Origin of the sequence: Prochlorococcus sp. MIT 1201 (assembly GCF_047303415.1) — a bacterium.
In the GTDB taxonomy this organism is placed as follows: Bacteria; Cyanobacteriota; Cyanobacteriia; order PCC-6307; family Cyanobiaceae; genus Prochlorococcus; species Prochlorococcus marinus_D.
In genome coordinates, this window is the sequence record NZ_CP138947.1 from 924722 (window position 1) to 941345 (window position 16624).

Annotated in this window: 6 protein-coding genes; 4 read left to right on the forward strand and 2 right to left on the reverse strand. The window is 42.9% G+C overall.

Annotated features, from left to right (window positions below; translation table 11 throughout):
• Positions 1-180: 180 nt before the first annotated feature.
• From SIB41_RS04585 to SIB41_RS04600, 4 genes are all read left to right on the forward strand, one after another.
• Complete coding sequence (locus tag SIB41_RS04585) at positions 181-348, forward strand: hypothetical protein (protein ID WP_413360812.1); 168 nt, start codon at positions 181-183, stop codon at positions 346-348.
• Positions 349-686: 338 nt separating this feature from the next.
• Positions 687-1241: a J domain-containing protein gene (locus SIB41_RS04590; protein WP_413360815.1), complete on the forward strand. Its 555-nt coding sequence runs from the start codon at positions 687-689 to the stop codon at positions 1239-1241.
• A 22-nt stretch (positions 1242-1263) separates the two neighbouring features.
• Complete coding sequence (locus tag SIB41_RS04595; protein WP_413360818.1) at positions 1264-2304, forward strand: hypothetical protein; 1041 nt, start codon at positions 1264-1266, stop codon at positions 2302-2304.
• 667 nt (positions 2305-2971) lie between these two features.
• Positions 2972-3145 carry a hypothetical protein gene (locus SIB41_RS04600; protein ID WP_413360821.1) on the forward strand — a complete coding sequence of 58 codons (174 nt, stop codon included), beginning with the start codon at positions 2972-2974 and terminating at the stop codon, positions 3143-3145.
• A gap of 383 nt (positions 3146-3528) precedes the next feature.
• On the opposite strand, the gene SIB41_RS04605 is transcribed toward SIB41_RS04600, so the two are convergent.
• Together SIB41_RS04605 and SIB41_RS04610 are read right to left on the reverse strand one after the other, a co-directional pair.
• Positions 3529-8937, reverse strand: a complete 5409-nt coding sequence (locus tag SIB41_RS04605) for a leucine-rich repeat protein (RefSeq protein ID WP_413360823.1) — start codon at positions 8935-8937, stop codon at positions 3529-3531.
• 1018 nt (positions 8938-9955) lie between these two features.
• Complete coding sequence (locus tag SIB41_RS04610; RefSeq protein ID WP_413360826.1) at positions 9956-16021, reverse strand: leucine-rich repeat protein; 6066 nt, start codon at positions 16019-16021, stop codon at positions 9956-9958.
• Positions 16022-16624: the final 603 nt, after the last annotated feature.

Genomic DNA, 16624 nt, shown 5'->3' on the forward strand with positions numbered 1-16624 from the left:
GCTCTTTCTGATCTGCAAGAACAGTCTTGCATTGTTTAAGACATGTCTTATGAATTTAGGTTTTCAATGTAAATAAAACTGCAAGCTTTATCTCGCTTTCTGTGTGATAGATCTTGCTACCAGGGCAGCACCAGTCCCCGAGTTGGTCAGCTCGTCGGGTTTCTAGCCCGACGAGCTGAAATGCCTGCCGCGAGGCATGAAAGTGAACAACAAAGTGAACAACAAACTACCAATCGGCTCGTTTTGCGTCGACTGCGCTCGTCGAAATCCGTCGTTTTCCAGGCGAGTGTTCTAGGCCGAGACCGCAGTCAGACACTAAAAAACCCCCGCCGGAGCAGGGGTTCTTAAGTGGTGGCGGGGGGGAGATTTGAACTCCCGGCCTTCGGGTTATGAGGGCGACGAGATCACCCCAGAACCCTGTCACTCACTGACGCAAAAAAATGACCGGGGCACCTAACCGGGGCAGTAGAAAGGCCCCCTTCCCATCTGGCCAGTGAAAGAGCTCTTCTCCAGCCTTGCTGGGTACAAACCACTGACTGGTTATATCTGAAGAAAGCCTCATAGAACTGATGAGCAATAGGTGATCACTTTTCCAGGAAAAAGATGGCCACTTCTTAATTTCCCGCAATCAAACAACATCCGTGCCTACTAAGGTGCCTACTATCAGTAGTAACAGGCTAATCGTTATGGCTACAAGGCGTAAACGACTTACTAAGCCCGAAGTCATAGGTTTAGTACATGAACTCACATCCGAGGCAGCTATTACCAATGAGATGCTGCTTAAATTTGCCGAGAAAATCAACGGCGCACCTTTTACTGAACCCAAGGCCAAAAAGCCCAAACCTATGACGATGACCACAGCGAAGAAGGCCGTTCTGGCAATGTTTGGTTGTTCTACTGTTACTCAACTAAGAAAGAATAAGACATTCAACATGTCAATGACTGGTGAGACTATTTCGTTGAAAAGTAAAGATGATTGGATGAAGCTCTACAGAAGATGGGTGGCAGTACCAGAAGAAGAACGAGCCAGAACAGGCCCTACGTGTATAAACGGCATCGATGTACTAGAAAACTTCCGTCCCTGGCATGTATTTGGCCTAGACAGTGCAACGGCATCAAGAGATGATGTGAACACTTCTTTTAGAAAATTGGCTAAGATTCATCATCCTGATGTGGGTGGTAATCCAAGCGTCTTTGAGCGTTTGCAGAAAATGAAAGATTCTGTCTTGGCCTTAATGTAATAGTAATTAACCAAATAAATCCATGAGAGACTTATTAACTGATCGAGAAACTGCCAAAATCCTTGGCCGTAGTACAAGTTCACTCTATAGGACAGTGAGCTACTTCGATAAATATGATGATGATGAATGGGAACTTGAAGAAGGCGAGCATTTTGTATTCGCTACAAGAAGTGGTGAACCTAGTCTGCGTCAAAGGCGATTTACAGAAGAAGGAGTAGAAGCCTTGGCTCGTTTCTATGAGAAGGACAAAACTGGTTTTCTAGCTGTCGTAATGGAAGCGCTTACACATAGACGCAGAAGAAGAAAACAGATGCTTGTTTCTAGAAGGATTACGCAGGAATTCATTGAGTCAGATAGCACTATTGAAATCAGAGGGCAACTGGCCTTTGTTGACAAAAAAACAACGATTAGCATTCTTCAGACTAATGGGAAAGGCTTTAACAATTCCAAGCGGCGCTTGTTCGGTGCAGGCTCGCTTATAGGCCAAGAAGGTCTTGAAATAGACAAACATTTTGTTCTCACAGAAACGAATCAGAGGCTATGGAGTCAAAAGGGATTGGCAAGTATTGCTATTGATATGGGCCAGAACTCCTCACTGACTAAGTCACGTAAGGCTTGGGTTGAAGCTGTTGGGGAGGTCGTTGATGATTGCTTTAAAACAGAAATAAATAGAATTCAGGCAGCGCCAAATAGAATTGAAAGGGCTGTTAAGGGAGCTAAAAAGGCTGCACATTTTAGATGTCAAGTTACCGGGAGACGAATGACTAGAAGCAACAATCTGCCCTTGGATGGGCATCATCTCTTTGATAAATTAACACGACCAGATTTAGCAGATCTTCATGACAATATATTAATTGTTGAAGGCAATGTCCATGCTGACTTCCATGCATGGAATGGATCAGCTTGTTGCTTGCCAAACCATTTTTTAGATTATCTTTCAGAAGTCAGACTTGACCTCGTAGACCCAGTAAACGCAGCTGCTGCCAAGCGTTATTACAAACTTGTAGCACGACTATCAAAACTTCAGAATAATTACGAAGGCAACCGTCTAAGGTATAAATGAATTCCATCTTATAACGCATATATAATTAACTATTGTATTCCCCTAATACTACCAATAACTCTATCAGTAAATTCTAAGTAAGCATTAACGATCTGGAGAGATTTAAACTCCCGACCTTCGGGTTATGAGCTCGACGGTAAATGCTGTAATCGCCTGGTATGGCTGGGCTGTGATTCTCAGGTTAACAACATAGGTAACAACAATGAAAATCGGCAAGGTGGTCAACGCCGCATCTAGGCCATCTGGGTCTGTTTAGGTGATTTATGGTGACTAGTCCTTTTCGTTGTATTTACCTAGAACGACCTATATGTAAATTAAATCTAGCTAAACTAGCAGCGTATGATTTTTGTATGAATTATTTTATGACTTCATTCTGACCTGATTTCTAAAGGCAAGGTATTATCAAGCCTCGCAGTCTATAGTATTTCTTTATATCGAGCATGGATTTAAATGTTTAATTGGTTAGTTTCTGCTCTTTCTTGTTTGCAAGAAGAGTCGGGCATAGTGTAAGATATATCTTATGATATTAGTGTTTCAAGTTAAATGAAACTGCAAGCTTTATCTCGCTTTCTGCGTGATAGATCTTGCTACTAATACAGCAGCCATCTCTGAGTTAGTCAGCTCGTCGGGTTTCTAGCCCGACGAGCTGAAAAGCCTGCTGCTAGACATGGAGTTAACAACAGAGTTAACAACAAACTACCAATCGGCTCGTTTTGCGTCGACTGCACTCGTCAAGATTCGTCGTTTTCCAGACGAGTGTTGCAGGCCGAGATCTCAGTCAGAAACTAAAAAACCCCCGCCGGAGCAGGGGTTCTTAAGTGGTGGCGGGGGGGAGATTTGAACTCCCGACCTTCGGGTTATGAGCCCGAATAGACAGGGGCAAAACCCAGTGGGTCACTGACGCAAATTTTTGGGTGGGTACTCTGAGTTGGTACGTAGAAAGGCCCCCTCCCCATCTTCCACGGGGTCTGGCCTCTGTAAATGGGATGCCGATGTGCAACTGAGAGCTCTTGGGTTAGAGCAGTTCTTTTTCCATAGGGATGAACAGATCACGACTAAGTGCAGGCAATTTTTTACAGAACCGACTTCAATCAAAAAGTTGCAGACAACGATTTTCAGCCAGCGACAGCTACCTGCAGACCAATAGGGCCATAGAGCACTTGAGCTCTATGGAGTTCTTTTGTTGTTTTGCGTTGTTTTGGTATTGAGCTCACTTGTGCTGCTTTAACCGGTCAGCGGATCTTGGAAGTAGTCGCCAGCAATGCCGCCGTCATTGGCTGTTTCATTGCCATCAGCGCCGATCACACCCACAGCCGCTGGTGATTCGAGTGATTCAACAAAGTCATTGCCAGCTTCTACAGCGTTTTGATCTTTAAAGGCTTGGTTATCCCAGGTCGCTTCGCCTGTTAGGCCCTGACTATCGAGTTGATCCCAGGAGATTTGATCAGAACCGGTAAAGCTTGATTCTGTTCCATTCGCTGCTTGATGCAGGCTTTGGCCCCAATCGGCATCCAAGACAGCTAAATCTGCCATCGAGATCTGGCCATCAAAGTTGGCATCCACTCCTCGCGCCACACTGGCATCAACAAAGCCATCATTATTGGCATCCACTGCATCGGGATCCTCACTGGCTTGTTGTTGTCTTGCAGCACCAGCATTGAGATAGGCCAGATCTTTCATTGAAACGCGGCCGTCGTAATTGAGATCGCCTTGGAAGGTGATTAGGTTTTTGGAGCCCTTTTGATTTTCAAAGACGTCTGAGCCTGTTGCTTGAAGGCTGAGGATGCCTTGGCTTAGATCCACAACATTGCCTGCAGCACCTGTGATCTCGATATCGGCAACCAGTTGCGCTGTTTCTTGACCTGCTTGTACAAATGCGCCATCAACAAAGCTGCCACTCTCGAGGTTTGTTGATGTTTGACTGTCGTCAGGTGAACTGATATAGAAACCAGAGCTCGTTAAACTTGCATTGTCATTGGCAACTCCCGTAATCGCTATATCTGTGGCTTTGATATTACCGACGTTTGTCCATTCGCTTGTGGCTGTAATCGTGTCACCTGATCGTACCAAATTTGTTTGTTTTGAATTATAAGATCCAATATCAAGATCACTACTTAAGATCAAGCCATCGCCTTGTTCTTCTAGATTGATTGTTGCCTCATACAGGGTGACTTTGGTTCCTTCTACAGCTAAATCACCACCGAGATCCCGCAGGCTCTTAATATCGCGATTCACAAAACCGCTGCCATCGTTTAAAGCTTTCGAGAAGACAGTTTCATCTTGATTGGCACTCAAGCCAAAGAACAGTGGTGTGCTGGGATCAAGGATCTTGCCATTGGAGTTTTGGGTGAGCGTATCGAGGCGGAATTCATTGAAATCCAGTTCAATCGATGCCACAACACCACCATCCCCGCCAATACGCGATCCGGCATCGGCTAGATGGTTTCCGTAGAGATCTCCTGGATCTAGATCTCCAAGACTTGCTGCTGCAATACGGATTTTTCCCACATCATTATCGATGCGTACCGCATTGGCGATGGGTAGCTGCCCGCCAATGGTGATATCAGAGGCTTTGATCTCATTAAAGAGATAGGGATCAAAGTTGATCGTGATATCGGCTGTTTCTAGGTTGTATCCAGCGGCCAGGCTCTTGGCTGTGATGTCTAGGCGATAGGTGTCTTGCCAATCAACCGAATCACCAAGAACAGCAAGTTGCTTGAGATCAGTTTGCGTGTCAGTGCCATTGGTTGAATGGAGGCTATAGCTCAGTTCCAGATCGCTATCTGCTGTGGCTGGTGGATTAGGGGTCCATTGATTGGCAATATCAGGATTGTTTCTGGCTAGGGATATTTCGGCAATGCCCGAGGTATTCCCATAAAAATCAGTATCCTGTAGTCCATAAAATTCAATATGATTAACAGGTTCCTGCCACCATCCATTTAATCCACCATGCCTCTCGGCATGGCCTGAGGGGTCTGACATCAATAAATAAAATCCACCTCTAGTACCAACCTTTAAATATTCTTGATGAGCTTGAGATTGACCAGCGCCATAAGGCGCGTCATATGTTGAATCTAGCTGTTCACCTGAAGACCAATTTAATTCCCCTTTTTTATCACTGCTAAGACCAATCCATGCTCCAGAACGTGGCGCATTCCCCCAGTTAGGATCTGGAACTGATAGTTTATTTTTATAAGTATCAATAAGAAATTGATTCTCTAATTGATTGTTAGGTGTAGCCAGATGCCCTCCCAACTTCGTCGCGTTAGCTTCTGCTTCTTCCCAAGTTGGCCCATCAACAATCACATAAGCCGAGTCACCACGACTGACGTATTCCCTTGATCTTGAAGTATCTTTGATTTCTACAGAGGCTGTATTGCCAACTTGATCGCTGCGTAAATCATCAGAGAACAGCTTGATCTCTAAATTCTCTGGGCCTTCTTTGGTTTGATCATTCCTGAGCGTATGGGAGAAGGAAAACTTGCCATCAGCATCGGTTTGCCCTGAACCAGATAATTCTCCAAGTTTAAAATCTGCTTGATTAATTCCATCGCCGGAGATGGTCCAATGAAGCTCAGTGCCTGGTTCTACCAATCCTGTACTGACATTTGTTGTTAGAACCTGGCCTTCGTTGACTTGATTGGCGGAAGTTGTGAGGCTATATGTCTTTTGATCATCGAGATCATTGACCCGTAGGTCGAATGACTTGGCTCTTGCCAAGCCGTCTGAATCACTGGCTTGTAGCTTTACTGAATAGCCGGTTTTTGTTTCAAAGTCAGCAGACTGATTAATGACTAGCTGATCTCCAGTGACGCTAAAGAATGAATTGTCTTCGCTACCTGTTCCTGATATTAATGCGAAAATATGACCATTCGGTGAATCAGGATCAGTTGCAGATAGCGATGCAATCGCAGTTCCAGCAGCTAGGTTTTCATCAAAGCTTGTAGCAGAAAGCGTTATATCTGTAGGAAAGAAATAATGGCCATCACTCGAGAATCTAATCGCTTCTATGTTTCGCAGTTGATCAGTACCATCTCTGCTCGTGGTATTGTCAGCAACGCTAAATGTTTCACTGCTTCCGTCAAAACTTAAATTATATTCACCTCTAGTTCCACTGAAAAATACATAATCATCGGAACCTTCTCCGCCATCAATATTGTCATTACCAATGCCAGCACTAATTGTGTCATTACCAATGCCACCACTAATCGTGTCATGACCATCTCCCCCATCGATCACGTCATGACCATCTCCCCCATCAATCACGTCATAACCATCTCCCCCATCAACCATGTCATGACCATCTCCCCCATGAATCACGTCATGACCATCTCCCCCATCAACCACGTCATTGCCATCTCCCCCATCAATCACGTCATTGCCTAACTCTCCCAAAATAGTGTCATTATCATCTCCACCATCAATTACATCATTGCCATCTCCCCCTTGAATAAAGTCAACGCCAACTCCACCACTAATCGAGTCATTGCCATCTCCCCCATCAATCACGTCATTGCCATCTGTACCATCAATCACTTTATTGTCAGTTATTGTGACTGAAACAGTTGACTTAAATGCTTCGCCATTCACCTCAGCACCTTCCGGAACTAAAATTCTCGTCAGTTCAGTATTCCAAAATGCCCCATAACCAATCTCTGTAACGCTATTTGGTATCTCAACCTCCGTCAGTTGAGTATTTGAAAATGCATAATCACCAATCTCTGTAACGCTATTTGGGATCTCAATACTCGTTAGTTTAGTACCTGCAAATGCCCCATCACCAATCGAAGTAACGCTATCTGGAATGACAACACTCTTCAGTTGAGTATTTGAAAATGCATAATCACCAATCTCTGTAACGCTATTTGGGATCTCAATACTCGTTAGTTGAGTGGAACGAAAGGCATTATTGCCAATCTCTGTAACGCTATTTGGGATCTCAACACTCGTCAGTTGACTATACATAAATGCCTCATCGCCAATCGATTTAATTCCATCACTTAATACAACACTCTGCAGCTTGTCGCCAAATGCATTACTGCCAATCGAGGTAACGCTATCTGGAATTACAACACTCGTTAGTTGAGTATTCCTAAATGCCTCATCACCAATCGAAGTAACGCTATTTGGGATCTCAATACTCGTCAGTTTAGTATTCCAAAATGCATGATCACCAATCTCTGTAACACTATTTGGGATCTCAACCTCCGTAAGAAAGTGATTCCCCTGAAAGGTCATCTTACCAATCGAAGTAACACTATTTGGTATCTCAATACTCGTCAGTTGAGCATTTGAAAATGCATAATCACCAATCGAGGTAACACTATTTGGTATCTCAACACCCGTTAGTTGAGTGGCCACAAATGCTGCATCACCAATCGAAGTAATGCTATCTGGAATTACAACACTCTTTAGTTGAGTGCTCTGAAAGGCTTCATTGCCAATCCATCTATAGTGTTCAGGAATTATTAAATCTGGCCCTTGTGTAGCGATGAGGTCTCTTGCGTCTGATCGATAAAGGCCTTCATGTATTTGTTCGACCGAAACATATGGATCAAAAGTGTTTTCCTGAATTTCTGTATTTTCTGGAATGACAACACTCGTTAGTTGAGTCTCCTGAAATGCCCCATCACCAATCGAAGTAACGCTATCTGGAATGACAACACTCGTTAGTTGAGTCTTCTGAAATGCCCCATCACCAATAGAAGTAACGCTATTTGGGATCTCAATACTCGTCAGTTTAGTATTTGCAAATGCATAATCACCAATCTCTGTAACGCTATTTGGGATCTCAATACTCGTTAGTTGAGTGGAGCGAAAGGCATTATTACCAATCGATTTAATTCCATCACTTAATACAACATTCGTTAGTTGTGTACTCCAAAATGCATAATCACCAATCGAAGTAACGCTATATGGAATGACAACACTCGTTAATTGAGTCCCCCTAAATGCTTTATCACCAATCGAAGTAACGCTATCTGGAATGACAACACTCGTTAGTTGAGTATTCCTAAATGCCTCATCACCAATAGAAGTAACGCTATCTGGAATTACAACACTCGTTAATTGAGTCTCCTCAAATGCTTTATCACCAATAGAAGTAACGCTATCTGGAATTACAACACTCGTTAGTTGAGTCTCCTGAAATGCCCCATAACCAATAGAAGTAACGCTATCTGGAATTACAACACTCGTTAATTGAGTCTCCTGAAATGGATGTTGTCCCATGTATCTGAAGCCGTAAGTATTTCCAATATTTGCAAATGCCCTATCGCCAATCGACGTAACACTATTTGGGATTTCAATACTTGATAGTTGAGTTTTGTAAAAAGCATAATCGCCAATAGAGGTAACGCTATCTGGAATGACAACACTCGTTAGTTGAGTCTCCTGAAATGCCCCATCACCAACAGAAGTAACGCTATCTGGAATGACAACACTCGTCAGTTGAGTGTCCTTAAATGCATGTCGTCCTATGTATGTAACGCTATCTGGAATGACAACACTCGTCAGTTGAGTATTCAAAAATGCATCGCTCTCAATCGCTGTATACCCTTCTGGAATTATTACATCATTCCCTTGGGCTTCAATGAGTGCTAAAGCATCTGTACGGCTAAGGTAATTTCTCATTTGCAACCATACTCGTTAGACGAGTAGCCAAAAGCAGTCAAGAGATCCGCTTTAGATTCTTGAGAGCGCTGCTTATCTTCTAAATATTGGCTTCTACGCCTATCTCTGAAAACAAGACTTGAGCAGCTTGATGGCTTGCTAATGGAAATCATCATCCTTGCCACCATTTGAGACCACTTTACTTCCGTTCCTGTGAACAGGCAGGAGTTACTTGTGAGGGAAAATACTCAGGTATTTTTGCTTTATTTGCATCTCTAAGGATCCTTAAGCAAGGCGTACCACTGATGATGGCGACTGAGTTGACAGCGACTAGCAGACAGATGCTCGACCAGACGTATGGCCATCTATACAAGTCAGAGGCCGTAGCAGCCTCAAAGGCTCTGCTTAAAGCATCAGAAGTGTTCTATAAGGATCTCCTATCAGTGCTCTTAGCTGTGCTCAGCATGCCATAAAAACGCCTTTTTTACTGCCCCGGTACCGGGGCACCAGATTGTGCTTATTGGGGTCTTTAAGGGCAATTATGACTCTTTGTAAAGGGCGAAATTATTCTCTTTAGATTCCCCAGATCCCAGTCGCAGACATTAAAAAACCCCTGCTGGACAGGGGTCTTATTTGGTGGCGGGGGGGAGATTTGAACTCCCGACCTTCGGGTTATGAGCCCGAATAGACAGGGGCAAAACCCAGTGGGTCACTGACGCAAATTTTTGGGTGGGTACTCTGAGTTGGTACGTAGAAAGGCCCCCTCCCCATCTTCCACGGGGTCTGGCCTCTGTAAATGGGATGCCGATGTGCAACTGAGAGCTCTTGGGTTAGAGCAGTTCTTTTTCCATAGGGATGAACAGATCACGACTAAGTGCAGGCAATTTTTTACAGAACCGACTTCAATCAAAAAGTTGCAGACAACGATTTTCAGCCAGCGACAGCTACCTGCAGACCAATAGGGCCATAGAGCACTTGAGCTCTATGGAGTTCTTTTGTTGTTTTGCGTTGTTTTGGTGTTGAGCTCACTTGTGCTGCTTTAACCGGTCAGCGGATCTTGGAAGTAGTCGCCAGCAATGCCGCCGTCATTGGCTGTTTCATTGCCATCAGCGCCGATCACACCCACAGCCGCTGGTGATTCGAGTGATTCAACAAAGTCATTGCCAGCTTCTACAGCGTTTTGATCTTTAAAGGCTTGGTTATCCCAGGTCGCTTCGCCTGTTAGGCCCTGACTATCGAGTTGATCCCAGGAGATTTGATCAGAACCGGTAAAGCTTGATTCTGTTCCATTCGCTGCTTGATGCAGGCTTTGGCCCCAATCGGCATCCAAGACAGCTAAATCTGCCATCGAGATCTGGCCATCAAAGTTGGCATCCACTCCTCGCGCCACACTGGCATCAACAAAGCCATCATTATTGGCATCCACTGCATCGGGATCCTCACTGGCTTGTTGTTGTCTTGCAGCACCAGCATTGAGATAGGCCAGATCTTTCATTGAAACGCGGCCGTCGTAATTGAGATCGCCTTGGAAGGTGATTAGGTTTTTGGAGCCCTTTTGATTTTCAAAGACGTCTGAGCCTGTTGCTTGAAGGCTGAGGATGCCTTGGCTTAGATCCACAACATTGCCTGCAGCACCTGTGATCTCGATATCGGCAACCAGTTGCGCTGTTTCTTGACCTGCTTGTACAAATGCGCCATCAACAAAGCTGCCACTCTCGAGGTTTGTTGATGTTTGACTGTCGTCAGGTGAACTGATATAGAAACCAGAGCTCGTTAAACTTGCATTGTCATTGGCAACTCCCGTAATCGCTATATCTGTGGCTTTGATATTACCGACGTTTGTCCATTCGCTTGTGGCTGTAATCGTGTCACCTGATCGTACCAAATTTGTTTGTTTTGAATTATAAGATCCAATCTCAAGATCACTACTTAAGATCAAGCCATCGCCTTGTTCTTCTAGATTGATTGTTGCCTCATACAGGGTGACTTTGGTTCCTTCTACAGCTAAATCACCACCGAGATCCCGCAGGCTCTTAATATCGCGATTCACAAAACCGCTGCCATCGTTTAAAGCTTTCGAGAAGACAGTTTCATCTTGATTGGCACTCAAGCCAAAGAACAGTGGTGTGCTGGGATCGTCGATGCTGCCATCTGAATTTTGAGTGAGCCCTGCAAGATTACGTTCATTGAAATTGACGTCTATCGACGCCAGAACATTTTCTGATGAGATTGATTGTCCAGCGGCAAGATCTCCAAGGCTTGCTGCTGCTATACGGATTGTGCCAGCATCATTATCAATCTGAACGGCATTAGCAATTGGCAACTGGCTACCAATCTTGATATCCGATGCTTTGATCTCATTAAACAAGTAGGGATCAAAGTTGATCGTTACATCTGCTGTTTCTAAGTTATAGCCTTCTGCAAGGCTCTTGGCTGTGATGTCCAGGCGATAGGTATCATCTAGATCAACAGAATCGCCAAGAACACCAAGTTGATTTAAACCAGTAGCATTGTCAACTTCTGTACCGTTGTTTAAATGCAGGCTATAACCGAGCTTAATGTCGCTATCTGCAGTAATTGCTAAAGAATTACCATATACATCAAGGGGTATTTCCGCAATACCGCCACTATATGGGAAACCATTAACAGGTTTCAGGTCACCATATGGCTCATATGGATTAGTAAGAAAATCTTGCCCCGCTCTTGTTTCGAGTTTGCCACCAGTATCAAACCAAGCATGCTTGCCAGGCTGGCCTGTCTGTAAGAAATCTCTGCTGAGGGGTGAACTAGGTGGACCAACATCTAAATTGAAATCAATAGCAGATAGAGGGGTTTGCCAAAGAAGGGTATTTCCATTTCCAGGCGTTATTTCACCACTACTCCATTTGTATCTACCTGCCAGATCAGTAGTCAGCCCCGTCCATTTACCAGCAACACCTTTGAGTGGGTCTCCGTTGTTAATTATAGTTTGATTGAAATTATTGGTTAACCATGTTTGTTCGGCTGCTGTATTGAGTGTGACCAGGTTGCCATTAAGCTTTACAGCATTGGCTTCTGCTTCTTCCCAGGAGTGCCCATCAACAATTACATAAGCTGAATTTCCGAGGACTGCATCTGCTGGGGGTGGAGTCTTATAAGTGTTCCATGTTTTAGCAATATCGGGATTGGTTCTTACGTCTGGCCCTGGTTTGCCTCTTGTGATTTCAACAGAAGAATCAAAAGCATCACCATGTACTTCAGTATCTTCTGGAATCAAAATACTCGACAGTTGAGTACCAGCAAATGCACCATCACCAATAGATGTGACGCTATTTGGGATCTCAACTTCCGTCAGTTGAGTATTTTTAAATGCACTATTGCCAATCGAAGTAACGCTATCTGGAATGAAAACACTCGTTAGCTGAGAATTATTAGCAAATGCACCGTTGCCAATCGAAGTAACGCTATCTGGTATTAGAATGCTCGTTAGTTGAGTATTGTAAAATGCTCCATTGCCAATCGAAGTAACGCTATCTGGTATTGTAACGCTCTTTAGTTGAGTGCCGGAAAATGCATTATTGCCAATCGATTTGACACCATCACTTATAACAATACTCGTGAGTGGAGTTTGGCTGAATGCATCATCTCCAATCGAAGTAACGCTATCTGGGATCTCAACACTCGTCAGTTGAGTATTTTGGAATGCATTCTTACCAATATATTCAAGGCTATCTGGCAGCTCAACACTTGTTAGCGCAGGATTTTGAGCGAATGCTCCATCGCCAATTGATGTGACACTATCAGGAATAACAACACTCGTCAGTTGAGTATTTTGGAATGCATTCTTACCAATATATTCAAGGCTATCTGGCAGCTCAACACTTGTTAGTGCAGGATTTTGAGCGAATGCTCCATCGCCAATTGATGTGACACTATCAGGAATAACAACACTCGTCAGTTGAGTATTGTCAAATACTTGATAACCAATCTCTGTAATGCTATTTGGGATCTCAATACTGGTTAGTGGAGTATTCTGAAATGCACTATTGCCAATCGAAGTAACGCTATCTGGAATGAAAACACTCGTCAGCTGAGAATTATTAGCAAATGCACCGTTGCCAATCGAAGTAACGCTATCTGGTATTAGAACGCTCGTTAGTTGAGTATTGTAAAATGCTTCATCACTAATCGAAGTAACGCTATCTGGAATCACAACTCTCGTTATTTGAGTATCTTTAAATGCTGCAGAGCTAATCCAACCACAGCTTTCTGGAATGATTACATATGTCCCTTGTTGGGCAATGAGTGTTATGGCATCTGTATTTCTTATGACTGACCTTTCTTCTACCAGAACATCTGAACCAAAAGCGCTGTTTTGAACTTGAATGCCTTCTGGAATAACAACACTCGTTAGTTGAGTGCCAGAAAATGCATCACTACCAATCCAGGTAACGCTATCAGGAATAACAACACTCGTTAGCTGAGAATTATTGGCAAATGCACTAACACCAATCGATGTGACGCTATCTGGTATTACAACACTCGTTAGTTGAGTACCAGAAAATACACTAGAGCCAATCGATGTGACGCCATCTGGTATTACAACACTCGTCAGTTGAGTATTTGCGAATGCACTCCAGCCAATCTCCGTAATGCTATTTGGGATCTCAATACTGGTTAGTGGAGTATTCTGAAATGCACTATTGCCAATCGAAGTAACGCTATCTGGAATGTCAATACTGGTTAGTGGAGTATTCTGAAATACACTATTGCCAATCTCTGTAATGCTATTTGGAATAACAACACTCGTTAGTTCAGTGCCATAAAATGATTGATCACCAATCGAAGTAACGCTATCTGGAATGTCAATACTCGTCAGTTGAGTATTGTAAAATGCTTGACGACCAATCTCTGTAATGCTATTTGGAATAACAACACTCGTTAGTTCAGTGCCATAAAATGATTGATCACCAATCGAAGTAACGCTATCTGGAATAACAACACTTGTTAATTGAGTGTTGCCAAATGCATAATCAGCAATTGAAGTAACGCTATCAGGAATAACAACACTCGTTAGCTGAGAATTATTAGCAAATGCACTGTTGCCAATCGAAGTAACGCTATCTGGTATTACAACACTCGTTAGTTGAGTACCAGCAAATGCACTGTTGCCAATCGAAGTAACGCTATCTGGAATAACAATACTTGTTAGATCAGTGCTTGAAAACGCACTTTTGCCAATCGAAATAACGCTATCTGGGATCCCAACACTCGTCAGTGGATTCCCATTAAATACAGCATCACTAATCTCAGTAAGGCTATCTGGAATAAAAACACTCGTTAGTTGATTATTTTGAAATGCACCAACACCAATCGAAGTAACGCTATCTGGGATTTCAACACTTGTTAGTTGAGTGCTTGCAAATGCATGATCACCAATAGAAGTAACGCTATTTGGGATTTCAACACTTGTTAGTTGAGTGCTTTCAAATGCATGATCACCAATCGAAGTAACGCTATTTGGAATTTCAACACTCGTTAGCTGATAATTACGGCTAAATGCCCTTTCGCCAATCGAACTAACACTATCTGGAATAACAACACTCGTCAGTTCAGTTTCATAAAATGCACGTTCGCCAATTGATCCATACTCATCTGGAATAATTACATTCTTGCCTTGGTTTTCGATCATGCCTTCAGCGTCTGATGCTGTTAGAGTTTTATTCTTTAGCTTGATTGAAACAGTTGGATGAAAAGAATTAGGGTTTATATCAGCTCCTTCTGGAACTGAAATGCTTGTTAGTTGAGTATTGTAAAATGCATGATCATCAATATAAGTAATGCTATTTGGGATTTCAACACTTATTAGTTGAGTGTTGTCAAATGCACCGTAGCCAATCGAAGTAACGCTATCTGGAATAACAACACTCGTCAGTTCAGTTTCATAAAATGCACGTTCGCCAATTGATCCATACTCATCTGGAATAATTACATTCTTGCCTTGGTCTTGGATTATGCCTTCAGCGTCTGATGCTGTTAGAGTTTTATTCTTTAACTTGATTGAAACAGTTGGATGAAAAGAATTAGGATTTATATCAGCTCCTTCTGGAACTGAAATGCTTGTTAGTTGAGTATTGTAAAATGCATGATCACCAATAGAAGTAACGCTATTTGGGATTTCAACACTTATTAGTGGAGTGTTGTCAAATGCATGATCACCAATAGAAGTAACGCTATTTGGGATTTCAACACTTATTAGTGGAGTGTTGTCAAATGCATGATCACCAATAGAAGTAACGCTATTTGGAATAATAACACTCGTTAGCTGAGAATTATTAGCAAATGCATGATCACCAATAGAAGTAACGCTATTTGGAATAATAACACTCGTTAGCTGAGAATTATTAGCAAATGCACTTTCGCCAATCGAACTAACACTATCTGAAAAAACAACACTCGTCAGTTCAGTTTCATAAAATGCACGTTCGCCAATTGATCCATACTCATCTGGAATAATTACATTCTTGCCCTGGTCTTGGATCATGCCTTCAGCGTCTAATGCTGTTAGAGTTTTATTCTTTAGCTTGATTGAAACAGTTGGATGAAAAGAATTAGGATTTATATCAGCTCCTTCTGGAACTGAAATGCTTGTTAGTTGAGTATCGTAAAATGCATAATCGCCAATAGACGTAACGCTATTTGGGATTTCAATATTTGTTAGATGAGGATTAGTAGCAAATGCATAGTTACCAATTGATTTGACACTATCACCGAGACCAATGTACATTAGATCAGTGCCTGAAAATGCTCCATCACTAATCGAAGTAACGCTATCTGGAATGACAACCCAAATTAATCGAGTATTTTTAAATGCATCTTGGCCAATCGAAGTAACGCTATCTGGAATCTCAACAGATGGATTCAGATCAGTATTTTGAAATGCTCCTTGTCCAATCGATGTTACGCTATCAGGAATAACAACACTCGTTAGCTGAGTATCTTTAAATGCATTATCACCAATCGAAGTAACGCTATCTGGGATCTCAAGACTAGCCAGTTGATTCCCTTTGCCTAAATGTTCTTCAATCAGGGCTAAAGCATCTGTACGGCTAAGGGATTTGCTCATTCGCTACCATGCTCGTTAGTCGAGTAGCCAAAAGCAGTCAAGAGATCCGCTTTAGATTCTTGAGAGCGCTGCTTATCTTCTAAATATTGGCTTCTACGCCTATCTCTGAAAACAAGACTTGAGCAGCTTGATGGCTTGCTAATGGAAATCATCATCCTTGCCACCATTTGAGACCACTCTACTTCCGTTCCTGTTAACAGACAGGAGTTACTTGTGAGGGAAAATACTCAGGTATTTTTGCTTTATTTGCATCTCTAAGGATCCTTAAGCAAGGCGTACCACTGATGATGGCGACTGAGTTGACAGCGACTAGCAGAGAGATGCTCCACCAGACGTATGGCCATCTATACAAGTCAGAGGCCGTAGCAGCCTCAAAGGCTCTGCTTAAAGCATCAGAAGTGTTCTAAAAGGATCTCCTATCAGTGCTCTTAGCTGTGCTCAGCATGCCACGAAAATGCCTTTTTTACTGAGTCAGTACTGACTCACCTAATTGTGCTTACTGGGGTCTTTAAGGGCAATTATGACTCCTTGTAAAGCGCGAAATTATTCTCTTTAGATTCCCCAGATCCCAGTCGCAGACATTAAAAAACCCCTGCTGGACAG

Bases quoted from the DNA above. Each gene is read 5' to 3' on its own strand.
- SIB41_RS04585 (WP_413360812.1), top strand. From the start codon at position 181: ATGCCTGCCGCGAGGCATGAAAGTGAACAACAAAGTGAACAACAAACT.
- SIB41_RS04590 (WP_413360815.1), top strand. From the start codon at position 687: ATGGCTACAAGGCGTAAACGACTTACTAAGCCCGAAGTCATAGGTTTA.
- SIB41_RS04595 (WP_413360818.1), top strand. From the start codon at position 1,264: ATGAGAGACTTATTAACTGATCGAGAAACTGCCAAAATCCTTGGCCGT.
- SIB41_RS04600 (WP_413360821.1), top strand. From the start codon at position 2,972: ATGGAGTTAACAACAGAGTTAACAACAAACTACCAATCGGCTCGTTTT.
- SIB41_RS04605 (WP_413360823.1), bottom strand. From the start codon at position 8,937: ATGAGAAATTACCTTAGCCGTACAGATGCTTTAGCACTCATTGAAGCC.
- SIB41_RS04610 (WP_413360826.1), bottom strand. From the start codon at position 16,021: ATGAGCAAATCCCTTAGCCGTACAGATGCTTTAGCCCTGATTGAAGAA.